Annotated in this window: 19 protein-coding genes, 2 tRNA genes and 1 pseudogene; 19 read left to right on the top strand and 3 right to left on the bottom strand. The window is 69.1% G+C overall.

Going from position 1 to position 23703, the window contains the following annotated elements; genetic code table 11:
* Positions 1-61 precede the first annotated feature (61 nt).
* Positions 62-574: a ribose-5-phosphate isomerase gene (locus J1M36_RS02380; protein WP_085107757.1), complete on the top strand. Its 513-nt coding sequence runs from the start codon at positions 62-64 to the stop codon at positions 572-574.
* Between the two features lie 15 nt (positions 575-589).
* A complete protein-coding gene (locus tag J1M36_RS02375; RefSeq protein ID WP_064847272.1) occupies positions 590-1513 on the top strand; it encodes an Fpg/Nei family DNA glycosylase in 924 nt (307 codons plus the stop codon).
* Positions 1514-1660: 147 nt separating this feature from the next.
* On the opposite strand, the gene J1M36_RS02370 is transcribed toward J1M36_RS02375, so the two are convergent.
* Positions 1661-1731, bottom strand: a tRNA-Gly gene (locus J1M36_RS02370).
* Positions 1732-1917: 186 nt separating this feature from the next.
* Here J1M36_RS02370 and J1M36_RS02365 point away from each other — a divergent pair.
* The 6 genes from J1M36_RS02365 (at position 1918) to J1M36_RS02340 (ending at position 7207) form a co-directional block, all read left to right on the top strand.
* A tRNA-Pro gene (locus J1M36_RS02365) sits at positions 1918-1990 on the top strand.
* 104 nt (positions 1991-2094) lie between these two features.
* On the top strand, positions 2095-3498 hold the full coding sequence (tig, locus tag J1M36_RS02360; protein ID WP_035962210.1) for a trigger factor: 1404 nt from the start codon (positions 2095-2097) through the stop codon (positions 3496-3498).
* A gap of 299 nt (positions 3499-3797) precedes the next feature.
* Complete coding sequence (locus J1M36_RS02355) at positions 3798-4400, top strand: ATP-dependent Clp protease proteolytic subunit (RefSeq protein WP_035962642.1); 603 nt, start codon at positions 3798-3800, stop codon at positions 4398-4400.
* A 48-nt stretch (positions 4401-4448) separates the two neighbouring features.
* Positions 4449-5111 (top strand): ATP-dependent Clp protease proteolytic subunit, encoded by a 663-nt coding sequence (locus J1M36_RS02350; RefSeq protein WP_035962208.1) that lies wholly within the window; start codon positions 4449-4451, stop codon positions 5109-5111.
* A gap of 165 nt (positions 5112-5276) precedes the next feature.
* Positions 5277-6572, top strand: a complete 1296-nt coding sequence (gene clpX / locus J1M36_RS02345) for an ATP-dependent Clp protease ATP-binding subunit ClpX (protein WP_193519607.1) — start codon at positions 5277-5279, stop codon at positions 6570-6572.
* Between the two features lie 32 nt (positions 6573-6604).
* Positions 6605-7207: a DsbA family protein gene (locus tag J1M36_RS02340; RefSeq protein ID WP_098055016.1), complete on the top strand. Its 603-nt coding sequence runs from the start codon at positions 6605-6607 to the stop codon at positions 7205-7207.
* 222 nt (positions 7208-7429) lie between these two features.
* Here J1M36_RS02340 and valS read toward each other — a convergent pair whose 3' ends face one another.
* The gene (valS, locus tag J1M36_RS02335; RefSeq protein WP_206478586.1) at positions 7430-10081 is read right to left on the bottom strand and encodes a valine--tRNA ligase; all 2652 of its coding nucleotides are present in this window, start codon (positions 10079-10081) and stop codon (positions 7430-7432) included.
* Between the two features lie 50 nt (positions 10082-10131).
* Here valS and J1M36_RS02330 point away from each other — a divergent pair, with 50 nt between their 5' ends.
* From J1M36_RS02330 to cobA, 8 genes are all read left to right on the top strand, one after another.
* Positions 10132-10500, top strand: coding sequence for a DUF488 domain-containing protein (locus J1M36_RS02330; protein ID WP_064846141.1), 369 nt, complete (start codon positions 10132-10134; stop codon positions 10498-10500).
* 63 nt (positions 10501-10563) lie between these two features.
* Positions 10564-11364, top strand: a complete 801-nt coding sequence (locus tag J1M36_RS02325) for an SDR family oxidoreductase (RefSeq protein WP_206478585.1) — start codon at positions 10564-10566, stop codon at positions 11362-11364.
* 231 nt (positions 11365-11595) lie between these two features.
* Entirely contained in the window at positions 11596-12660 is a 1065-nt protein-coding gene (locus J1M36_RS02320) for an ABC transporter substrate-binding protein (protein WP_206478584.1), read from the top strand.
* A gap of 6 nt (positions 12661-12666) precedes the next feature.
* Positions 12667-13746: an iron ABC transporter permease gene (locus J1M36_RS02315; RefSeq protein WP_206478583.1), complete on the top strand. Its 1080-nt coding sequence runs from the start codon at positions 12667-12669 to the stop codon at positions 13744-13746.
* On the top strand, positions 13743-14813 hold the full coding sequence (locus tag J1M36_RS02310) for an iron chelate uptake ABC transporter family permease subunit (protein WP_286738352.1): 1071 nt from the start codon (positions 13743-13745) through the stop codon (positions 14811-14813). The genes J1M36_RS02315 and J1M36_RS02310 overlap by 4 nt, the downstream gene beginning before the upstream one ends.
* Before the next feature lie 5 nt (positions 14814-14818).
* Positions 14819-15691 (top strand): ABC transporter ATP-binding protein, encoded by an 873-nt coding sequence (locus tag J1M36_RS02305; RefSeq protein WP_179861286.1) that lies wholly within the window; start codon positions 14819-14821, stop codon positions 15689-15691.
* Positions 15688-16719, top strand: coding sequence for a siderophore-interacting protein (locus J1M36_RS02300; protein WP_206478582.1), 1032 nt, complete (start codon positions 15688-15690; stop codon positions 16717-16719). Before J1M36_RS02305 ends, J1M36_RS02300 begins: the two co-directional genes overlap by 4 nt.
* 89 nt (positions 16720-16808) lie before the next feature.
* Positions 16809-17915 carry a uroporphyrinogen-III C-methyltransferase gene (gene cobA, locus J1M36_RS02295; RefSeq protein ID WP_206478581.1) on the top strand — a complete coding sequence of 369 codons (1107 nt, stop codon included), beginning with the start codon at positions 16809-16811 and terminating at the stop codon, positions 17913-17915.
* A 117-nt stretch (positions 17916-18032) separates the two neighbouring features.
* On the opposite strand, the pseudogene J1M36_RS02290 reads toward cobA, so the two are convergent.
* Positions 18033-18509, bottom strand: a pseudogene (locus J1M36_RS02290) (nitrite reductase (NAD(P)H)); the annotation flags it as partial.
* Between the two features lie 6 nt (positions 18510-18515).
* Between J1M36_RS02290 and J1M36_RS02285 the strand changes: the two are divergent.
* The 3 genes from J1M36_RS02285 to J1M36_RS02275 all read left to right on the top strand — a co-directional run bounded on the left by J1M36_RS02285 (position 18516) and on the right by J1M36_RS02275 (position 23703).
* The gene (locus J1M36_RS02285; RefSeq protein WP_342358275.1) at positions 18516-18767 is read left to right on the top strand and encodes a nitrite reductase (NAD(P)H) small subunit; all 252 of its coding nucleotides are present in this window, start codon (positions 18516-18518) and stop codon (positions 18765-18767) included.
* Between the two features lie 269 nt (positions 18768-19036).
* Positions 19037-22336, top strand: coding sequence for an isoleucine--tRNA ligase (gene ileS / locus J1M36_RS02280; RefSeq protein ID WP_206478580.1), 3300 nt, complete (start codon positions 19037-19039; stop codon positions 22334-22336).
* The gene (locus J1M36_RS02275) at positions 22333-23703 is read left to right on the top strand and encodes a folylpolyglutamate synthase/dihydrofolate synthase family protein (protein WP_206478579.1); all 1371 of its coding nucleotides are present in this window, start codon (positions 22333-22335) and stop codon (positions 23701-23703) included. Before ileS ends, J1M36_RS02275 begins: the two co-directional genes overlap by 4 nt.

The following is a 23703-nucleotide window of genomic DNA, read 5'->3' as shown; positions in this document are numbered from 1 at the left end:
GTCGCGGAGCAGACGTGCCGGTTGCCCCGCGACCACCCCGTCCAGGAGTTGCTGACGTCCCATGCGCGTGCACATTGCCACCGACCACGCAGGCCTCGAGCTGTCCCACTTCCTCATGCAGCGGCTGAGCGAGGACGGTTACGAGATGATCGACCACGGCCCCGCGGTCTACGACGCCGCGGACGACTACCCCGCGTTCTGCATCAGTGCTGCCCAGGGGGTCCGCGAGGACCGCGAGAACGGTCTGGACTCGCTCGGCATCGTGCTGGGTGGTTCCGGTAACGGCGAGCAGATGGCGGCCAACCTGGTCCGGGGGATCCGCGCGGCCCTCGTGTGGAACGAGGACACCGCCCGGTTGGCCCGGCAGCACAACGACGCCCAGGTGATCGCGATCGGCGGGCGCCAGCACGGCAACGACGAGGCCCTGGAGCTCGTGCGGATCTTCCTCGCCGAGCCGTTCTCGGGGGAGTCCCGGCACGTGCGCCGAATTGAGCAGCTCGCCGAGTTCGAGCGCACCGGGGACATCGTGGGCCACCTCTCCGAGGTCCCGGTCCGCCCGTACACGCAGGACTGAGCGGGGGCGTCGGACGTGCCCGAGGGCCACTCAATCCACCGCCTCGGGCGTCAGCTCGGGGACCTGTTCGTGGGCCAGCGGTTGCGCGTCTCGAGTCCCCAGGGCCGCTTCGCCGCGGGTGCCGCCGTGCTGGACGGGCGCGTCCTGACGTGCGCCCGCGCCCACGGCAAGCACCTCTACCTGGACTTCGCGGCGCCCTGTGATCCGGACGACGTCGTGGTCATGCGTTCGCACCTCGGCATCTACGGCGCGTGGAGTTTCGCGGGGGACGAGCAGTTCGCGGCGGCGTCCTCTATTGGCGCCCCGCGCCGCGTGGGGGAGCGCGAGTCCGGCTCCGCGGAGGAATCGGCAGTGGCGTACGACGACGCCGGACGGGTCGTTCCCGAGCCCCCGGTCGGTGCCGTGCGGGCCCGGTTGGCCGGCGAGCACGGGTGGGCGGATCTACGCGGGCCGGCCCTGTGCACGGTGGAGACACCGGAGGAAGCGCGGGCCGCGGAGGCCAAGCTGGGACCGGACCCCCTGGACCCGCAGGCCGATCCGGAATCGTTCCTGCGTGCCGCGGCCAAGAGCAAGCGGGCGATCGGCGTGCTGCTCATGGAGCAGAACGTGGTGTCGGGGATCGGCAACATCTTCCGGGCGGAGTCCCTGTTCCGCCGGGGTGTGAACCCCATGACGCCCGGAGCCTCGCTGACCCGCGAGGACCTGCTCGGGCTGTGGGAGGAGAACGTGACGCTCATGGCCGTGGGGGTGCGCGTGGGCCGGATCATCACCACGGATCCGGCGGACCGCCCCGACATCCCGGACCTCGAGGCATGGCCCGAGCATGCGAACTACGTCTACCACCGCCACGGGCAGCCGTGCCTGCGGTGCGGGACCACCGTGCTCAAGCGCGACCTCAACGGGCGGGGGCTCTACTGGTGCCCGAGCTGCCAGGCGTGATGCGGCCTCGCACCCACCGTGTGCCCGGTCCGGTTCGACGCGGCGTCGTACTGCGAGAGTCTTCCGGGGGGGGTGTCGGGAGAAGGGTCGCGGGAACGAGGAAACCCCGCGGCGCACACGGGTACGGCGGGGTTTCGGGGATCGCTGAGGGGATGACGGGAATCGAACCCGCGTAGCCAGTTTGGAAGACTGGGGCTCTACCATTGAGCTACATCCCCGGGGACGTTGAAAGAGTACACGAGCCCCAGAAACCGTGCCAATCACCGGGTTCTACCACCCGGTTGCCGGGTGCGGGGCTGCGACACGATAGACTGTCGTGATGTCGGCTCGCCCGCGGGCGAGCCGTCGACCTCGTTCCGTCCACGGGCGGAGACGAAACGGAGCGCGTGTCGGGCACGTGATCCCGGGGTGTAGCGCAGTGGCTAGCGCGCCTGCTTTGGGAGCAGGAGATCGCAGGTTCGAGTCCTGTCACCCCGACGTCTGAGCGTTGCAGCGCGTCGCGTTGCGGCGCTCGTTGACCGACCGGACCGACCCCGGTCCGTTGTAGCAAGTACCCATCGACCCCAGGAGTGACAGCGGAAGTGAAGAGCGCCGTCGAGAAACTCAACCCCACCGAGGCGAAGATCACCATTGACATCGCTTACGCGGATCTGAAGCCGTTCGTCCAGAAGACCTACAAGGAACTGGCCGAGCAGATCCAGATCCCCGGCTTCCGCAAGGGCAAGGTGCCCTCCAAGCTCATCGACCAGCGTGTGGGCTTCGACTTCGTGGTGGAGAACGCCCTGAACGAGGGGCTCAACGACTTCTATCAGCAGGCCCTCGCCGAGCACGAGCTGACCCCGCTGTCGCAGCCCCAGGTCGAGGTGCTTTCCAAGCCGGAGGGTGACGACCGCGAGGCCGACAGCCAGGTGGAGATCTCCGTGGCCATCCGTCCCGAGATCGAGCTGCCCGACTACAAGGGTCTGAAGATCGAGGTGGACGCCCGTGAGGCCTCCGCCGAGGACGAGCAGAAGGCCCTGGACGAGCTGCGCGGTCGCTTCGGCACCCTCAAGACCGTGGATCGCCCCGCGGCCGAGGGTGACCACGTGACCCTCGACCTGCAGGCGCTCGTGGACGGCGAGGAAGTGGACGCCGCCAACGACCTGTCCTACGAGGTGGGCTCCGGCACCATGCTCGAGGGCATCGACGAGGCCGTGACCGGCCTGTCCGCGGGTGAGGACGCCACGTTCGAGACCACGCTGGCCGGTGGCGAGCACTCCGGTGCCGAGGCCACGGTCAAGGTCAAGGTCACGGCCGTGAAGGAACGCGAACTGCCCGAGGTGGACGACGAGTTCGCCCAGCTGGCCTCCGAGTTCGACACCGTCGATGAGCTCAAGGAGGACCTGAAGAAGCAGGCCGCCGAGTCCGTCGCCGTCGAGCAGGGCATCGAGGCCCGTGACAAGGTGCTCGAGAAGCTCGTGGAGCTCATCGAGGTCCCGGTCCCCGAGAACGTCATCGAGGAGCAGGTCACCCAGCACTTCGACTCGCCGCAGGCCCAGGCCTCCGCCGAGCCCGGTCACGACACCGAGGAGCACCGTGCCGAGGTCCGTGAGAACGCCGCGACCGCGTTCCGCAACGAGATCATCCTGGACGCCGTGGCCGAGGCCGAAGAGGTCGGCGTGGAGCAGTCCGAGCTGATCGACTACATCGTTAACATGTCCCAGCAGTACGGCATGGACCCCAACCAGTTCGCACAGATGCTGGACGGCTCCGGCCAGGCCGGGATGATGGTCGGTGAGGTGCGCCGCCGCAAGGCCCTGGCCAAGGTCCTCGAGTACGCCACCGTCACCGACTCCAACGGCAAAGCCGTGGACCTGTCCAAGTTCGTGGGCTCCGCGGACGACGACGCCGCCGACCAGGGTGCCGAGGCCGAGTCCGCTCCGGCCGTCTCCGAGGAGACCGCCGCGGACGAAGCTGCCACCGACGAGGCCGCCGAGACCAAGTGAGTCACCCGTTGGCACCCGGGTGAACCGGGTGCCAACGGCCTCCGCGCAACGCCACGACGAGCCCCCCACCGAGGGGACGTCGTGGCGTTTCGCTGTCCGCGTGCCACCATGCGCCAGAAGCGAACACCGCGGAACACCGGGCGTGCACGGGGAGACGGCGCACTACGCTGCTGAGACAGAACGTGTTCATGGGTTCGGTTCGGCGGCGCTCGTTCGACCCGGACCCGTCCAGCAGAAAGAGGGCATTCATGACCTCCACTCCCATTCAGCCGTACGGTGCCGCACCGGCCACTCCGCGTATGGAGGACATGGCGCCGGGTGGTCAGGACGACTACGTCTACAACCGACTGCTCAAGGAACGCATCATTTGGTTGGGTTCCGAGGTGCGGGACACCAACGCCAACCTCATCTGCTCGCAGATGCTGTTGCTCTCCGCCGAGGACCCCGAGGCGGACATCTACCTCTACATCAACTCCCCGGGCGGTTCCGTCACGGCGGGCATGGCGATCTACGACACCATGCAGTTGATCCCCAACGACGTCGTCACGGTCGCCACGGGCCTCGCCGCGTCCATGGGCCAGTTCCTGCTGTCCTCCGGGACCAAGGGCAAGCGCTATGCGACCCCCAACGCGCGCATCCTCATGCACCAGCCCTCGGGCGGCATGGGCGGCACCGCGTCCGACATCCGCGTGCAGGCCGAGCTGATCCTGTCCATGAAGCAGCGGCTCGCGGAACTGACCGCGGAGCAGACCGGTCAGACGCTCGAGACCATCCTGCGCGACAACGACCGTGACAACTGGTTCGACGCTCAGCGCGCCCTGGAGTACGGATTCTTCGACCAGATCGCCCAGTCTGCCGGCAACGTGACCGGTGGCGGCGGAACCATGAAGGACTCCCAGTAAGCAGCGCGCGAGCTGCCAGAACCACCCATAGACTTTCAGGACGGACCAATGAACTTGCCTCACGCCACTGCACCGCAGTTGCCCACCAGCCGCTACGTGATCCCGGACTTCGAGGAACGCACGCCGTACGGCTACCGCCGCCAGAACCCGTACACCAAGCTGTTCGAGGACCGGATCATCTTCCTGGGCGTCCAGGTGGATGACACCTCCGCGGACGACATCATGGCGCAGCTGCTCGTGCTCGAGTCCCAGGACCCGGACCGGGACATCACCATGTACATCAACTCCCCGGGCGGTTCGTTCACGGCCATGACGGCCATCTACGACACCATGCAGTACATCCGCCCCGAGATCCAGACCGTGTGCCTGGGTCAGGCGGCCTCCGCGGCGTCCGTGCTGCTCGCGGGCGGTACTCCCGGTAAGCGCCTCGCGCTGCCCAACGCGCGCGTGCTGATCCACCAGCCCGCCATGGAGGGCCAGGGCGGCGGTCAGGCCTCGGACATCGAGATCCAGGCCAACGAGATCATGCGCATGCGCACGTGGTTGGAGGAGACCATGGCGCTGCACACCAACAGGGCTGCGGAGGAGATCAACCGCGACATCGAACGCGACAAGATCCTCACGGCCAAGGAGGCCCAGGAGTACGGCATCATCGACCAGGTGCTGGACTCCCGCAAGATCAACAAGCCCTCCACGGTCACGCAGGCCTGAGCGGCGACCCGGAGGCGCAGCTTCCGGGGGTGACGAGGGGACCGACGGCCACGGTGCACGGATATGCGGCGTGGCCGTCACGCGCCTCGGCATGATTGGGCGGGCCGTGAGAAGCTCGCTTAGAGTGGACCCAGCATCCGTCAAGACGAACTGTGAGGCTGATACATGGCGCGCATCGGGGAGAGCGTTGACCTGCTCAAATGCTCCTTCTGCGGCAAAAGCCAGAAGCAGGTGCGTAAGCTCATCGCGGGCCCGCGGGTCTACATTTGTGACGAGTGCATCGAGCTGTGCAACGAGATCATCGAGGAGGAGCTCACCGAGGTCACGGAGACGGACCAGGCGGAGCTGCCCCGCCCGCAGCAGATCTACGATCACCTGCGGGAGTACGTGATCGGCCAGGAGCCCGCCAAGCGTGCGCTGGCCGTGGCCGTGTACAACCACTACAAGCGCATCCGCGCGGGCGTCTCCGGGCACACGCTCACCATTGCGGGCTCCGAGGGGGACGAGGAGGCCATCGAGGTGGCCAAGTCCAACATCCTGTTGGTGGGACCCACGGGGTCCGGGAAGACCTACCTCGCGCAGTCCCTCGCCAAGAAGCTGGACGTGCCGTTCGCGGTCGCGGACGCCACCTCCCTGACCGAAGCCGGATACGTGGGGGAAGACGTTGAGAACATTCTTCTCAAGCTCATCCAAGCCGCTGATTTCGATATCAAGAAAGCGGAGCAGGGGATTATTTACATTGACGAAATCGACAAGATTTCTCGTAAATCTGAGAACCCCTCGATCACGCGGGACGTATCGGGCGAAGGGGTCCAGCAAGCGCTCCTGAAGATCCTCGAGGGTACGGTGGCCTCCGTGCCGCCCCAGGGTGGCCGCAAGCACCCGCAGCAGGAGTTCCTGCACCTGGACACCACCAACGTGTTGTTCATCGTGGCGGGAGCGTTCGCGGGTCTCGAGGAGATCGTGCAGCAGCGCACGGGCAAGAAGGGCATCGGTTTCGGTGCGCCCATCCGGGACACCGCGGACGTGGATCTCACGGGTCAGGTCCAGCCCGAGGACCTGCTCAAGTTCGGACTGATCCCCGAGTTCATCGGGCGGCTGCCCGTGGTGGCCACGCTGTCCAAACTGTCCGTCGCGGACATGGTACGCATCCTCACCGAACCCAAGAACGCGCTGGTCAAGCAGTACCGCAAACTCTTCCAGCTCGACGGTGTGGAACTCACCTTCGACCCGCAGGCACTCGAGGCCATCGCGGAACTGGCCATCGAACGCGGCACCGGCGCGCGCGGTCTGCGCGCGATCCTCGAGGACATCCTCATGCCGGTCATGTTCGAACTGCCGGGCCGCGACGACGTCGCCGCGGTGCTCGTCACCGAGGACGCCGTGGCCAAACTGGCCGACCCCGAGATCTTCACGCACGAGATGATCGACGCCGAGCGGCGTCGCCACAAGTCAGCTTGAGCGAAAGAACCGAACGCCCGAAAGGACACCTCATGGCCGAGAAGCAACACGTCGATTTCTGGTTCGATCCCCTGTGCCCGTGGGCCTGGATGACCTCCCGCTGGATGGAGGAGGTCGTGCGCATCCGGGACGTGGAGGTGGACTGGAAGATCATCTCGCTGGGCATCCTCAACGAGGACAACCCCGAGAACCACCACCACGGCCACGACGAGTCCATGTGGCTCGTGCGCGTGATCCAGGCCGCGGCCGAGCAGCACGGCGGCGAGTACTACAAGAAGCTCTACGACGCCATGGGCTCCCGTCGTCACCCCGGTGGCATGCAGGACCTCGAGGCGATCATCACCGAGTCCCTCGCAGAGGTCGGTCTGCCGGCAGACCTCGCTGCGGCCAAGAACTCCACCGAGTACGACGACGCCATCCGGGCGTCCACGGACGAGGCCCGTGCCGTGGCGGGTCAGGACATCGGCACCCCGTGCATCGCCGTGAACGGCGTGGGCTTCTTCGGTCCCGTGTTCACCCCGGCGCCCAAGGGCGAGGAGGCCGGCAAGGTCTGGGACGGCGCCCTGGCGCTGGCGTCCTACCCCGGCTTTTACGAGCTCAAGCGCGGGCGCGAGAAGGGCCCCGACTTCAGCTGACGTCCCGCGGCGGCGCGTGCGCCCGACCGCTGCAGGCATGAACGAACCCCGTCACGCACGTGGCGGGGTTCGTTCATGCGCCGGGTGCAGCGCGGAGTGCCCGGTGTGCCGGTGCCGCCCATCGGACCGGGCAAGGACGGCTCCGCGGGGGGGCGACGGCGTTCGTGATGTGCCGAGGGGCCCGATCCCGCACGACGCAGGACGGGGCCCCTCCATGTCGACTCAGGCCTGTGGCGCTTCCTCGAGCTGGACGTCACTCACGGCCAGCTCACCCTCGGCGCCGGTGAGCGTGAGGTCTGCGGCGTTACCGGCGGCCTGGAGGTCCTCCAGCCCGGCGCGCAACTGCTCGAGCTGAGCGGCCGGGCCCGAGATCACCGCGGAGGTGACCGCGGTGCGCTGCTTGACCTTGGCCTCGGACTTGGCCTTGCGCAGCCCGGACAGCGCCTCGCCCACCACGGTGAGCACCTCGGGATCACCCGCGCGAGCGGGCTCAGCGAACCCGTCGGTCACGGGCCAGGCCGCGCGGTGCACCGAACCGGAGCGCCACCACGACCACACCTCTTCCGTGGCGAATGGGATGAACGGGGCGAACAAGCGCAGCAGGGTGTCGAGCGTCGTCGCGAGGGCCGCGTGCACCGAGGCCTGCGCGGCCTCCCCGCGGGAACCGTAGGCGCGGTCCTTCACAAGCTCCACGTAGTCGTCCGTGAAGGTCCAGAAGAAGGACTCGATCAACTGCAGGGCGCGCGCGTACTCGTACTCCTGGAACGCGGTGCTCGCGCGCTCCACGACGTCCGCGAGCTGGGCCAGCAGGGAGCGGTCCAGACCGTTGGTCACCACGGAACCGTCCGTCCCGGAGCCCAGCACGGAGGCCTCGGTCACGCCCTGGGCCAGCACGAACTTGGATGCGTTGAGCAGTTTGATCGCCAGGCGACGGCCGATCTTCATCTGGCCCTCGTCGTAGGCGGTGTCCGCGCCCAGGCGGGCCGACGCCGCCCAGTAGCGCACCGCGTCCGAGCCGTACTTCTCGAGCACCTCGGTGGGGATCACCACGTTGCCCTTGGACTTGGACATCTTCTTGCGGTCCGGGTCCAGGATCCACCCGGACAGTGCCGTGTGCTTCCACGGCACGGTCTGCGCCAGCGTCTCGGCGCGCACCACGGTCGAGAACAGCCACGTGCGGATGATGTCGTGACCCTGCGGGCGCAGGTCCATGGGGAACGTGTTGGCGTGCAAGGTCTCGTCCACGGCCCAGCCGGTTGCGATCTGCGGGGTCAGGGAAGAGGTTGCCCAGGTGTCCAGGACGTCCGGGTCCGCCATGAATCCACCGGGCTGATCGCGCTGGTCCTCGGTGTAGCCGGGGGCCACGTCCGTGGTGGGATCCACGGGCAACTGGTCTTGGGCGGGGAGCACGGGGTGGTCGTAATCCGGTTCACCGGACTCGTCCAGCGGGTACCACACCGGGAACGGCACGCCGAAGAAGCGCTGACGGGAGATCAGCCAATCCCCGTTGAGACCCTCGATCCAGTTCTCGTAGCGCGCGCGCATGAACGAGGGGTGCCACGAGATCTCACGGCCCCGGTCGATCAGGGCGTCGCGGCGCTCGGCGTCCCGACCGCCGTTGCGGATGTACCACTGGCGGGAGGTGACGACCTCGAGGGGCTTGTCGCCCTTCTCGTAGAAGTTCACGGGGTGGGTGATCTTCTTGGGCTCGCCCTCCATGTCACCGGAGGCGGCGAGCAGTTCGACCACGGTCTTCTGTGCGGAGAACACGGTCTTGCCGGCGAGCTGCGCGTAGTTCTCGGCCGGGGCGCCGTCGGCGATCCATGCGGGCTGCTCCGAGGCGAAGCGGCCGTCGCGGCCGATCAGGGCGCGCGTGGGCAGATCGAGCTCGCGCCACCACGTGACGTCGGTGAGGTCACCGAACGTACAGATCATGGCGATACCCGAGCCCTTGTCCGGCTTGGCGAGCGGGTGGGCCTTGACCTCGACCTCGACGTCGAACAGCGGGGAACGCACGGTGGTGCCGAACAGCGCCTGGTAGCGCTCGTCGTCCGGGTGGGCCACCAGCGCCACGCACGCGGGCAGCAGCTCGGGGCGGGTGGTCTCGATGAAGACCTTCTCGCCGTCCGGTCGGTGGAACGCCACGCGGTGGTAGGCACCTTCGCGTTCGCGGTCCTCGAGCTCGGCCTGGGCCACGGCGGTGCGGAACGTGATGTCCCACATGGTGGGGGCCTCGGCCATGTACGCGTTACCGGCCTCGTAGTCCTTGAGGAATGCGAGCTGGGAGACCTTGCGCGAGTGCGCGTCGATCGTGCGGTACGTGCGGCTCCAGTCCACGGACAGACCCAGGGTGGAGAACAGGTGCTCGAAGACCTTCTCGTCCTCGACCGCGAGTTCCTCGCACAGCTCGATGAAGTTCTGGCGGGACACCACGTCCCAGTCGCGCTGGTTCTTGGCCGGCTTCTCCGGAGGCTGATAGCCCTCGATGTACGGCTTGCCGGGCTCGCAGCGCACGCCGTAGTAGTTCTGCACGCGGCGCTCGGTGGGCAGGCCGTTGTCGTCCCAGCCCAGCGGGTAGAACACGTTCTTGCCGGACATCCGCTGATAGCGGGCGATCACGTCCGTCTGCGTGTAGGAGAACATGTGTCCCACGTGCAGGGAGCCGGAGGCCGTGGGCGGGGGAGTGTCGATCGAGTAGACGTCCTCGCGCGTGGTGTCCTCGCGGAACGCGTACGTGCCGTTCTCGCGCCACTGCGCGGAGTACTTCTCCTCCAGGCCCTCCATGGCCGGCTTGTCGGGGACGTTCACCGCGGTGGTGGACGCAGCGCTGTCGATGATTTCGGGCGTGTCTGTACCCTCGAGGTTCTGTGCCATGTGCTCCAGTCTCTCATGCACGCGGGCACGGGCCGTCGTAGCGTGGGGGCATGGCACGTTTGCACATCCACCGCATTCGCGAAGACGCCGCGCGAGACGACGGCGCTCGGATCCTGGTCGATCGCTTGTGGCCGCGCGGGGTCAGAAAGGACCATGCAGCCCTGGACCACTGGTTCAAGGGGGTCGCCCCGAGCGACGAGTTGCGCAAGTGGTTCGGTCACGACCCCGAGAAGTTCGACCGCTTCGCGCAGCGCTACCGCGAGGAACTCGACGAGGATGCCTCCGGGGAGGTCGCGCAGCTCAGGAGCGTGCTGCGGGACGTGGACTCCGCGACCCTGCTTTATGACGCGAAGGACGAGGAGCACAACAACGCCGTTGTGCTCCTGGGCTGGTTGCGCGATCACCGCAGTGGTTTCTGAAACGTCCTAATCGAGCCGATCCGGATTGTTCTAAGTCATAATTCCGCGCGCTACGGTGGAGCTATGACTCAGAACACGCATCCCACCTACAAGGATCCCAAGCCGCTCGGCAACGGCAAGGTGGCCGTGGTCACCGGTGCCTCCACGGGCATCGGCGAGGCCACGGTGCGCCGCCTGCGCGAGAGCGGGTGGACGGTGTACGCCGTCGCCCGTCGCGCGGAGCGTCTCGAGGAATTGGCCCGGGAGACCGGCGCGAGTGCCGTGCCCACCGACATCACCGACCAGGCGCAGGTGGATGCGCTGCGCGATCGGGTGCTCGGCGAGCAGGGCACCGTGGACGCGATCCTCAACATCTCCGGCGGAGCACGCGGCACGGACACGGTGGCCGACGCCAAGGACGAGGACTGGCAGTGGATGTACGACGTCAACGTGATGGGCACCCTGCGGGTGGTCCGCGCGTTCCTGCCCACGTTGCGGGCCAACGGTGAGGGCACGGTGCTGAACCTGACCTCGATCGCCGCCCAGCGCGCCTACGAGGGCGGAGCGGGCTACAACGCCGCCAAGTACGCCGAACGCGCCATGACCGAGGCGCTGCGCCTCGAGGAGGCTGAGCACAACGTGCGCGTGGTGGAGGTGGCGCCCGGTCTGGTGCACACTCCCGAGTTCTCGCTCATGCGCCTGGGTGGTGACCAGACGGCCGCGGACAAGATCTACGCGGGCGTGGAGAAACCGCTCTCGGGCCAGGACGTGGCCGAGGTCTGCGCCTTCGCCGTGGAACTGCCGCATCACGTGGACCTGGACACGATCACGGTCAAGCCCGTGGCCCAGGCTGCGCCGCACAAGGTGATCCGCACGAACAACTGACAGCGTGCGTGGCGGTGACCGGCCGCCGGTACCTCGGAGCGCCGGCGGCCGGTTGCCCTTGGTGGGCCGGTCCTGCCCATCCGCCCGGCGCCCCATGACCGGTCAGCGGAATGCCCTGGCTCTGCTCGGTCCGGCCGCACCCGCGAGAGCGCGTACGGAGCGGTTGCGGCCGAACGGGAGCATGAATTAGGTTAGGCTTGCCTTATCAAATTCAGTGACCCAGGAGTGTCCATGTCCCCTCACCGGTCCGGGAACGCGTCCCGGCAGTTCAATCGTCGCACCCTGCTGGGCTCCGGCCTGGCCGTGGCCTCCCTCATGGGGCTCGCGGCGTGTTCCACGGGCGCGCGGGACGGGAACGGGCAGGCGCAGACCCCCGGTGCCGCGGCGTCGTCGAGCCCCACGGACACGTTCCCCGTGGAGGTGACACACGCCCTGGGCACCACGAAGGTCGAGGCCGCGCCGCAGCGGGTCGTGTGCGTGGGCGCGAGCAACACGCAGGACTTCGTGGCCGCGCTCGGCGTGGTGCCGGTGGGCATGACCAAGGTGGCCTGGGGCGGCAACGCGAACGGGTCCACCGACTGGTTCGACGCCAAGGTCTCAGAACTGGGCGGAAAGACGCCCAAGGCCATGGACGAGTCGGACGGTGTGAACTTCACGGACATCGCCGAGCTGAGCCCGGACCTGATCGTCGCGGTGAACTCCGGGGTCACCCGGGAGGAGTACGACCGCCTCACGAAGATCGCCCCGGTGGTCGCGTACCCCACGGGCCCGTGGGTCAACTCGTGGCAGGACATGCAGCGTGTCACGGCCAAGGCCCTGGGCCGTTCCGCGGCCGGTGACGAACTCGTGAGCCGCACCGAAGAACTCGTCTCCCGGCGCTCCGACGAACTCGGCGCGGCCAAGGGCAAGACCTTCATCTACGGTGACGTCTCCCAGAGCCTGGGGTTCTACGGCCCCGCGGACGGACGCCCCCGCTTCTTCACCGAGCTGGGCATGAATCTCGCGGACGCGGTCAAGGACAACATCACGGAGGATCAGTTCTGGCGCGAATGGCCCCGCGAACGCGCCGACGAGCTCAAGAGCGACCTGTTCGTGGCGGCCGCGGAGGACGACGCCCAGGCCGAGAAGTTCCGCACGGATCCGATCCTCAAGACCATCCCCGCGATCGCGAACGGGCGGGGGATGTTCCTCACGGACAAGCAGGACGTGCTCTCCGGGTACTCGTCCTCTCCGCTGTCCATGCCCCACGCGCTCGACGCCCACATCCCGGCGATCAAGACCACGCTGGGGGCCTGACCCTTCGTGCCCGGCAGTTCCACGTTCGCCCGTCCCGGCGCCGCGCCGTCCGCCCCGCGCGGGCGCACGCGGGGTCGGGGTGTGTCCTGGCTCGCCATGGCGGCACTGCTGCTCGTGGCCGTGTTCCTCTCGATCTCGTACGGGTCCCGGCCCATCGGGCTGGGGGTCACGTGGCACGTGGTCCCGCACGTGTTCTCGGGTGACCCGGGGGCCGTCCCCGGGGTTCCCGCGCTCGACGGCGCCGTGGTCGAGTCCCGCGTGTGGCGCACCGGGGCGGGCCTGCTCACCGGGGCCGCGCTCGCCGTGGCCGGGGCGCTGCTACAGGGTGCCACGCGCAACCCCCTGGGCGATCCGGGCATCCTGGGGCTGACGGCCGGGGCCGCGTTCGCGGTCGTGGCCGGCGGCGCGTTCCTGGGTCTGACCGGCGTCACGCACCAGTTGTGGCTCGCGGCGCTGGGCTCCGCCGTGGCCGTGGCCGCCGTGTACGCGCTGGCCTCCGCGGCCCGGGGCGGGGCGCGTCCGGTGACCCTGGCCCTCACGGGGGCGGCGGTCTCCGCGGGTCTCACGGCGCTGACGAGCGCGGTGCTGTTGAGCAACCAGGCCACGTTCGACACTTTCCGGCGCTGGCAGGTCGGTGAACTGACCCGGCCGGACGGTACGTTCCTGGTGCTCGCGAGCCCCGTGATTCTCGTGGCCCTGCTGCTCGGGTGGACGCTGGCCCGTTCCCTGGACACCCTGACCCTGGGCGAAGCTCTGGGTCGCGGACTTGGGGTGAACCCGGCGCTCGTGCGCGGCCTCGCGGGCCTGGCCGTGGTGCTGCTCTCGGGCACCTCCACCGCACTCGTGGGCCCGCTAGTGTTCTGCGGACTGCTCGTACCCCACGCGGTGCGTTCGCTGGTGGGCATCTCCTACCGCAGGATCGTCCCGGCGTGCCTGCTCGCGGGCCCGTTCATCGTCCTGCTCGCGGACGTCGTGGCGCGCGTGCTCGTCCCGGACCGGGAGATCCAGGTGGGGATCGCGCTCGTGGTGATCGGCGCCCCCGCGCTCGTGGTCGTGATCCGACGCAGGGGAGTGGTGGCCGCGTGAGTCCCGCCGTTTCCCCTTTTCCCAGGACGACGTCGCTGCCCGCCCCCGCGACCGTGGCCACCGTGCGCGCGGGACGCTCCCGCTCCCGACGCCGCACCCGCCGGGTCACGGCGCTGCTCGTGCTTGTCCTGGTCCTCGCCTCCTTCGCGCGGATCGCACTGGGCAAGTATGTCGTGGCCGTGCCCGACCTGGTCGCCGTGCTCACCCACGACTACTCCGGCCCCGCCGCGTACATCGTGTGGGACATCACCCTGCCGCGCACGGTGCTCGGGATCCTCACGGGGATCGCCTTCGGGATCGCCGGTCACCTGTTCCAGCGCGTGCTGCGCAACCCCCTGGCCTCCCCGGACATCATGGGTGTCTCCTCCGGGGCCGGGCTCGGCGCGGTCGCGGCCATCACGCTGGGCGGGCTCTCTGGCGCCGCGGTGACACTCAGTTCCCTCGCGGGTGGTTTCGGCCTCATGGTCGCGGTGGTCCTGGCCGCCGGGGGCACGAGGGCCAACATCGGCAAACTCGTGCTGACCGGCGTCGCGGCGGGAGCACTGACCGCCGCGGCGATCAACGCGGTGCTGACCCGCGCGGACATCTATGCGGCCCAGGACGCGATGCAGTGGCTCACGGGTTCACTCAACGCTGCCCGGTGGGTGGACATCGCGCAGGTGGGGATCTGCCTCGCGATCCTGCTGCCCGTGTGCGCGGTTTTGGCGCCCGCGGTGGACACGCTCGGCGCGGGGGATCCCCTGGCCGCCGGGCTCGGGGTGCACGTGCGGGCCACGCGGCTCGCGGCCCTCGGGCTCGCCGTGGTGCTCGTGGCCGTGGCGGCCTCCGCCGTGGGGCCCGTGGCGTTCGTGTCGTTCATGGCCGCACCCATTGCGAGGGGGCTGGGTGGCGGTGCGGGTCACGCCCGGCACGCCGCGCTCGTGGGCGCGGTGCTCATGGTGGTCTCAGACTACGTGGCCGCGGAGACGATCCCCGGGCTGGCCCTGCCCGTGGGTGTGGTCACCGCGGCGGCCGGCGCGCCCGTGCTGCTGTGGTTGTTGATCGGGCGAGGAAAGGCGGAAGCATGACGTCCATGACCGATCCGAACCGGGCCGGGGGGACCGAGCAAGGCGAGGACGCGGCGTCGTCGTCCGAGCTCGCGGTGCGTGGGCTGACCGTGGGCTACGGCGAGACGCCGGTGCTGCGGGACGTGAACGTGACGTTCCCCGCGGGGGCCGTGACCGCTCTCGTGGGGGCCAATGGTTGCGGGAAGTCCACGCTGCTCAAGGCGTGCGCGCGCCAGCTCACCCCGTCCGCCGGAGAGATCCTCGTGGGCGGGGCGGACGTGAGTCGGTGGCACCGCACCCGGTTCGCGCGCACCGTGGGTTTCCTCCCACAGGACCCCGTGGCACCCGAGGGCGTGACCGTGCAGGAGCTCGTGGCGCGCGGACGGCACCCGTACCGTGGCGCCTTCGGACGGTGGCGTGCCCAGGACGACGACGCCGTGGCGGAAGCGGTCGAACTCACCGGGTTGGGGGAGCTGCTCGAACGCCACGTGGGGGACTTGTCCGGCGGTCAACGTCAACGCGTGTGGATCGCCCTCGCGCTCGCGCAGCACACGGACGTGTTGTTGCTCGACGAACCCACGACGTATCTGGACATCGCGCGCCAGGCCGAGATCCTGGACATCCTCACGGCACTGCAGCGCTCCCGAGGGATCACCCTGGTCATGGTGCTGCATGAACTCTCGCTCGCGGCGCGGTACGCGGACGTGCTCGTGGCACTCAAGGACGGGGCGGTCGCCGCGACCGGTTCGGCCGAGCAGGTCATGACCGATGAGGTGGTCAGCGACGTCTTCGACATGTCCGCGCGGGTGCTCCACGACGCCCCCACGGACGCCCGGCTCGTGATCCCGTGGACGGGACCGGCGAACACTCCAAGATCACCCGAGGAGGTACTGCCATGACGGAACTCGCATGTGTGACGGCCACCGTCACGGGACGCACGAAGCTCAGCAAACACCTCGTGCGCGTACGTGTGGCGGGGCAGGAATTGCGGATCATGCCGTGGGGTGACCAGGGACCGGGCCCCCGCACGGACGCCTACCTCAAGGTACTGATCCCACCCACCCCCGGGGCCACCGTGGCGGTGGACGTGAGCGACATGACCCGTTGGCGACGCGAGTTCATGGCCGCCCCGCCCGAACGCCGGGGTTGGCTGCGCACGTACACGGTGCGCGATGCGGCCGAGGTGGAGCTGGCCGGGCACACGGTCCCGGAGCTGGCCATCGACGTGGTGCTCCACGACGACCCCGAGCATGGGATGGGCCCCGGGGCCGCGTGGGGTGACACCGTGCGCGAGGGTCAGGACGTGCAGCTGCTCGTGCCCTCGGGCGGGTCCCCCTGGTGGGCCGCGTGGGACGAACGGCGTGCGGCGGACCAGGACGTCGTGCTCGCTGGGGACGAGACTGCCCTGCCCGCGCTCGCCGCGATCATCGACGGCATCGAGCGGGGGGTGCACGTGGGTGTGCCTGCCCCTTCCGCCCCGCCCCGCAGCGTGACGATCGCGGTGGAGGTTCCTTCCGAGGACGACGCCGTGGCCGCGGTCGGCCCGCGCGCCCTCGCCCGGGCGACGTCGTCCGACGGGCACACCCTGACCGTGACGCTGCGCGGCGGCACCGAACTGCACTGGACGTGGCTGCCCCGGCGGGGACGCCCGCGCGGACTAGACCTGGAGCTGTGGCTGTGGCACCGGTTGTCCGAGCGCGCCCGCCGCTACTGGGAGGTCGGTCACGGCGAGCCTGAGGCCGCCCCGTCGGAGGAGGCGGACTTCGTATGGGACGTCGCCCGCCCGGAGGGCCGCGGTACCTACTGGTTCTTCGCGGCGGAATCCGCCACGGTCAAGTCGCTGCGCCGGATGTGCGTGAGCGGGGGAGTGCCCAAGACGGACATCTCGTTCATGGGCTACTGGAAACAGGGAGCGGCCACGGAGTGACCCCGCGGATGTGACGTCCGAGGTCAGTAGAGGCGGCCCGCGGCGTAGCATGGCGATGATCCGCCCGCACCCGAGGAGAGCTCCCGACCATGACCTACCCCCTGGGGCTGAACCTCGCCGGACGCGCCGTGCTGGTGGTCGGTGGGGGACCGGACGCCGCGCGTCGGACGCGGTCCTTGCTCGCCGAGGGCGCCCTCGTGGACCTCGTGGCACCTGATCTGCATGACACGTTGCGGGACCTCACGAGCTCACCCGGTCTCACGTGGCACGAGCGCGCGTTCCGCCCCGACGACCTCGGCGGCGCGTGGCTCGTTTTCCTCCACGTCTCGGACTCCGCGGAACGGGAGCGGGTGGCGCTCGCGGCGGAAGAGCGTCGGGTCCTGTGCGTCGCGGACGACGCCGCGCCCAGGCCCGATCGCGCAGCCGACACTCGGGCACCGGTCACTCAGGAACCCGGGACAGTGGCGCTGGTGGGCGGAGGACCCGGCGACCCCGGACTGCTCACGGTGCGCGGACGGCAACTGTTGGCGGACGCGGACGTGATCGTCGCGGACCGGCTCGGCCCCACGGACCTCCTACCAGAGCTCGCCCGGCACGCCCGCATCATCGACGTGGGCAAGCGCGCCGGGTACCACAAGTACACGCAGGACCGGATCAACGAGACCCTCGTGGAGCAGGCGAAACTCGGACTGCGGGTCGTGCGGCTCAAGGGTGGGGACCCGTACGTGTTCGGCCGCGGTGGCGAGGAAGTCGAGTTCTGCCGGGCCCACGGTGTGGCCACCCAGGTGGTGCCGGGTGTGACCTCGGCGATCTCCGTCCCCGCCGCGGCGGGGATCCCCGTGACCCACCGGGACATGACCCACGGGTTCACCGTCATCACCGCGCACCAGCAATTGCGTCACGTGCCGTACCGGGACGGGCACACCCTGATCCTCATGATGGGCGTGCGGGGTCTCGAACATAACGCCGAGCTGCTCATGGCCGCGGGCTACCCCGCAGACACCCCGGTCGCGGTCGTGGAGCGGGGCTGGACCCCAACCCAGCGCACGACCGTGGCGCAGCTGGACACAATCGCCTGCGTGGCCCGCGAGCGCGAGGTCACTGCTCCCGCGGTGATCGTGGTGGGCCGGGTCGCGGCGCTCGCGCAGAAGTCATGCGCGACCCCCGGCCCCCAGGAGTCGGCTCAGGAGGGCTGACCCACCGGGATCTTCGCCCCGGACACCACCACCTTGTGCTCCTCACCGACCTCGGACCGGGCGATCTCCTCGGGGGTGGCCGGGCGGATCTGTTCGCGTTCGAGCACGTACATGCGCGCGTCCACGTCCTCCGGCGCACTCGCGGCTGCAGCCCGAGACCCCGAACTTGAACTTGTGGGGTGAGCGCAGCCCGCGGTAGCGGTTCTCCAGGTCCACGGCGAGCGCCACCGAGTCCTGCACACCGAAGCGGCACCACGAACTGCCGATGCACGACTTCACATTGCGCAGCGCCTTGCCGTACGCGGAACCGGACTCGAATCCGGCGTCCACGAGTTTCTTCCAGATCGTCGGCAGCTGCTCCAGGCGGGCCCCGTAGAGCCCGATGCGCTGGGCACCCGTAATCCTGGTGTACAGCCCGTACTCCTGACCCACCCGGGCCAGCACGCCCAGCTTCTCGGGAGTGATCTCGCCCCCGGGGATGCGGGGGATCACGGAGTAGGTGTCGTCCTTCTGCCTGTTGGCCATGGTGCGGTCGTTGGTGTCCTGCAGGGTCCCGCGGCCGCCGTCGAGCGAGCGGTGTTCCGCACCAATGACGACCTCGTGTTCGCGACCGACCACCGGGACCCCCGCTCCCGGGCGCTCGTGATGGCCCGGGGGATCGTGGGGCGCACGGGGCAGTACCACACGGTGGCCTCACCCCTGTACAAGGAGACCTACGACCTCGCGACCGGGCGGTGCGTGTCCGGCGCGGAGTACACGCTGCCCGTCCACCCGGTGCGCGTGCAGGACGGCCGGGTCCTGGTGGTGGTGTCCGGGGGAGACGAACAGGGCGGCGGCGAGCAGGGCGAGTAGTCCCTCCCGTCGGGGTATCATGGCGGGGTGCGCCCTGCGCGCACGGGTGTCGATCCGGCCATCACCGGGGAGCCCTTCCGGAAGAACAGGCACCGCGCCCCAGTAGAACCGGACGACTCGGGCCCGTGACAGCCCCCAACGAGCGACTCGCGGCGTCGTCGGCTGTGCCGATGCCACCGCGGGTAAGCGAGGTGGTACCGCGCCACCGGCGCCCCGCGCGCCCGAGCGTCCTCGCATCCTGAACCACACACCCCTCAGGATGGAGCACCGTGACCGAATCCTTCGTGTATCCCAAGGCGAGCACCGACCCCAGCGCACACGGGGTGCCCTCCGCGCCGCGTTTCCCCGCGGTCGAGGAGCGCGTCTTGGATTACTGGAAACAGGACCACACCTTCCAGGCGAGCATCGACCAGCGCGACCGCGGGGACCACGGGTCCAACGAGTTCGTGTTCTACGACGGCCCGCCCTTCGCCAACGGCCTGCCCCACTACGGCCACCTGCTGACCGGCTACGTCAAGGACCTCGTGGCCCGCTACCAGACGCAGCAGGGCCGGCGCGTGGAGCGTCGCTTCGGGTGGGACACCCACGGACTGCCGGCCGAACTCGAGGCCATGAAGCAGCTCGGGATGACCGACAAGCAGGACATCGAGGCCATGGGCATCGACAAGTTCAACGACGCCTGCCGCGCCTCCGTGTTGAAGTACGCGTCCGAGTGGCAGGACTACGTGACCCGCCAGGCCCGCTGGGTGGACTTCGACAACGACTACAAGACCCTGAACGTGGACTACATGGAGTCCGTGATCAGCGCGTTCAAGGCCCTGGATGACAAGGGTCTAGTCTACTCCGGCTACCGCGTGCTGCCGTACTGCTGGAACGACGAGACGCCCCTGTCCAACCACGAGTTGCGCATGGACGACGACGTCTACAAGAACCGCCAGGACCCCTCCGTGACCGTGGCGTTCACGCTCTCCGAGGACACCTCGTGGGCCACCGATCCCGCCGTGGCCGCCGAACTCGCCGGCGCGGAGGCCATCGCCTGGACCACGACCCCCTGGACCCTGCCCACCAACGAGGCGCTCGCGGTCGGTCCGCACATCGACTACGTCCTGGTCCCCGGTGCCGGTGACCTGGCCGGGCGCCGCTTCCTCGTGGCCGCGGAGCTCGCGGGCGGGTACGCCAAGGAGTTCGGGTACGACGACGCCGCGGCCGTCGCGGACGCCGTCACCGCCCACTACACGGGCGAGCAGCTGGGCGGAATCCGGTATCGGCCGCTGTGGGACTACTTCACGGACGCCGAGCGCTTCGGGACGCAGAACGCGTGGCAAATCCTCGTGGCCGAGTACGTGTCCACCACGGACGGCACGGGCATCGTGCACCAGGCCCCCGCGTACGGCGAGGACGATCAGATGGTGTGCGCCGCCCACGACATCCCCGTGGTGCTCTCCGTGGACGAGAGCGGACGGTTCTACGATTTCTTCACGGACGAGTCCCTCGCGCAGGGCGCGCCGCTCGGGGAACTCGCCGGGCACAACGTGTTCGACAAGGACGTGGCCCGCACCGTGGTCCGGGACCTCCGAGCCCGCGGCGCGCTGCTGCGGGAGGCCTCCTACGAGCACTCGTACCCGCACTGCTGGCGCTGCCGTAACCCCCTGATCTACCGCGCGGTGTCCTCGTGGTTCGTGAGCGTGACCGCGTTCAAGGACCGGATGGTCGAGCTGAACCAGCAGATCAACTGGATCCCCGAGAACGTCAAGGACGGCCAGTTCGGCAAGTGGCTCGAGAACGCCCGTGACTGGTCCATCTCCCGCAATCGCTACTGGGGTTCACCCATCCCGGTGTGGGAATCGAGCGACCCCCATTACCCGCGCCGGGACGTCTACGGTTCCCTCGCGGAGCTGGAGCGGGACTTCGGCCGACTTCCGCGCAACGCCCAGGGCGAGGTGGACCTGCACCGGCCGTGGATCGACGACCTGACCCGGCCCAACCCGGACGACCCCACGGGCGAGTCCGTGATGCGCCGCGTGCCCGAGGTGCTGGACGTGTGGTTCGACTCCGGGTCCATGCCGTACGCCCAGGTGCACTACCCCATGGAGAACCGGGAGTGGTTCGAGACCCACAACCCGGGTGACTTCATCGTGGAGTACATCGGTCAGACCCGCGGCTGGTTCTACACGCTGCACATCCTGGCCACCGCGCTGTTCGACCGCCCCGCGTTCCGCAACGTGATCTCCCACGGGATCGTGCTGGGTTCGGACGGGCAGAAGATGTCCAAGTCGCTGCAGAACTACCCGGACGTCAACGAGGTCCTGGACCGGGACGGTTCGGACGCCATGCGCTGGTTCCTGATGTCCTCGCCCATCCTGCGCGGCGGCAACCTGATCGTCACCGAGCAGGGCATCCGCGACGGCGTGCGCCAGATGATGTTGCCGCTGTGGAACGTGTACCACTTCTTCGGTCTGTACACGAACGCCGCGAACGGGGGAGCGGGCTACGACGCCCAGTTGCGCCACGACGCCGATCACGTGATGGACCGCTACATCCTCGCGGAGACCGGCGCGCTCGTCACGGACGTCAAGCGGTTGTTCGACGACTACGACATCTGGGCCGGTGCCGAGCGGTTGCGCTCCTACATGGACACCCTCACCAACTGGTACGTGCGCCGTTCCCGCGAGCGGTTCTTCGAGGAGGACACCCAGGCCTTCGACGTGCTGTACACGTGCCTCGAGACGGTGTGCCGCGTGGCCGCCCCGCTGCTGCCGCTCGTCACGGAGGAGATCTGGCGCGGTCTTACGGGTGGGCGCTCCGTGCACCTGACCGACTGGCCGGATGCCTCCCTGTTCCCGCGGGACGAGGCCCTACTCACGGCCATGGAGCGCACGCGCGCCATCTGCTCGGCCGGGTCCGGTCTGCGCAAGACCCACAACCTGCGCGTGCGGCAACCGCTCGCGGGCATGACCGTGGCCGTGCCCGGGGCGCATGCCCTCGAGGGCACGTTCCAGGAGATCATCGCGGATGAGTTGAACCTCAGGTCCGTCACGCTCGAGGACTCGGAGCAGGTCAGCGCCGCGGACCACGGTATCTCCCAGGAGTTGAAGGTCAACGCCCGCGCGGCGGGCCCGCGCCTGGGCAAGCAGGTGCAGCAGGTCATCAAGGCCACCAAGAACGGTGACTGGTCGGTTTCCGCGGACGGCGTCGTCGTCGCCGGCTCCGTGCCCCTGCAGGAGGGCGAGTACGAACTCGTCACGGTCGTCGACGACGCCGCGGCGGACTCCGCGCGCGCCGTGACCGTTCTGCCCGGCGGCGGGTTCCTGGTCCTGGACACCGAACTGACGGATGAACTGCGCGCGGAGGGCGTGGCGCGGGACATGATCCGTGCGATCCAGCAGGCCCGGAAGGACGCGGACCTGCAGGTCTCGGACCGGATCCGCACCCACGTCGCCGCGGACGCGCAGACCGTGGCCGCCGTGGCCGCGAACCGCGAGCTCGTGCAGTCCGAGACCCTGTCCCGCGAGCTCGAGCTCTTGGAAGCGGACGAGCCGTCCGTGACCGTGGCGGTGATCGACGCGTGAGCGGGGCCCAGGAGCACGAGGACTTCGCATCGGTCGAGAATATCTACCAGCACCTGCTGAGTCGGGCGCCGGAGGACAGGATGGCGCCGCGGCTGGACGCCGTGGCCGCCGCGGTCGCCGCGCTCGGGGATCCGCACCGCAGCGCACCCGTGGTGCACGTGACCGGGACCAACGGCAAGACGTCCACGGCCCGGATAATCGAGTCGCTGTTGCTCGCCCACGACCTGCGCGTGGGCCGGTACACGAGCCCGCACCTCGAGCGCGTCACGGAACGGATCAGCATCGACGGCGAACCCGTCCCGGACGAGACGTTCGTGCGGATCTACTCTGAGATTGCCCCGTACCTCGAGCTCGTGGACCGACAGCTCGAGTCCGACGGCGCTCCCCGCCTCACGTACTTCGAGACCCTTACGGTCCTGGCGTTCGCGGTCTTCGCGGACGAACCCGTGGACGTCATGGTCCTTGAAGTCGGCATCGGTGGCACGTGGGACGCGACCAACGTGGCGGACGCCGCGGTGTCCGTGGTGACCCCGATCGGGCTGGACCACACAACCATGCTCGGGGACACCGTGGGGCAGATCGCCCGGGAGAAGGCCGGGATCATCAAGCCCCAGGGCTTCCTCGTGAGCGCGGCGCAGCAACCCGAGGCCGCGCAGGTCCTGCTGGACCGGGCCCGGGAACTCGGTGACCCGTTCCGGTTCGAGGGCGTGGAGTTCGCCGTGACCGGGCGTTCCACCGCGGTGGGCGGCCAGGTCATCACCGTGCAGGGACTCGCGGGGGAGTACCCGGATCTCATGTTGCCGCTGTTCGGGGCCCACCAGGCCCAGAACGCCGCGGTGTCCGTGGCCGCCGTCGAGGCGTTCGTGGGGGGAGGGGACAAGCCCCTGAACCCCGAGCTCGTGGCCACGGGACTGGGTGCGGTCTCCTCGCCGGGCAGGCTCGAGCTCGCCCGCAAGGCACCGCCTGTGATCCTGGACGCGGCCCACAACCCGCACGGTCTGCTGGCCTCGGCGACCGCGGTGCGCGAGGCCTTCACGTTCACCAAGCTCAACCTGGTGGTGGGCGTGCTGCGAGACAAGGACGCTGCGGAGATGATGCGCGTGCTCGTGGACGAGTACCACGAGTTCGAGCTCGAACTGTGGTGCACCCGCTCCCAGTCCCCGCGCGCTGTGGCACCCGAGGAACTCGCGGAGATCGCCGAGGACATGGGCTTCGACGAGGACGCCGTGCACGTGAGCGAGCGACTGGACGATGCGTGCGCCGCGGCCATCCAGGACGCCGCGGCCCGCGAGCAGTTCGACGGCGCGGTGCTCGTCACCGGGTCCATCACCGTGGTGGGTGAGGCCCGTGTGCTGCTCGGACTCTGA

The organism is Kocuria sp. KRD140, assembly GCF_017168375.1.
Taxonomy (GTDB): domain Bacteria; phylum Actinomycetota; class Actinomycetes; order Actinomycetales; family Micrococcaceae; genus Kocuria; species Kocuria marina.
Note: the sequence above shows the minus strand (reverse complement) of the source record. Positions and strands in the feature narration are given on the sequence as shown.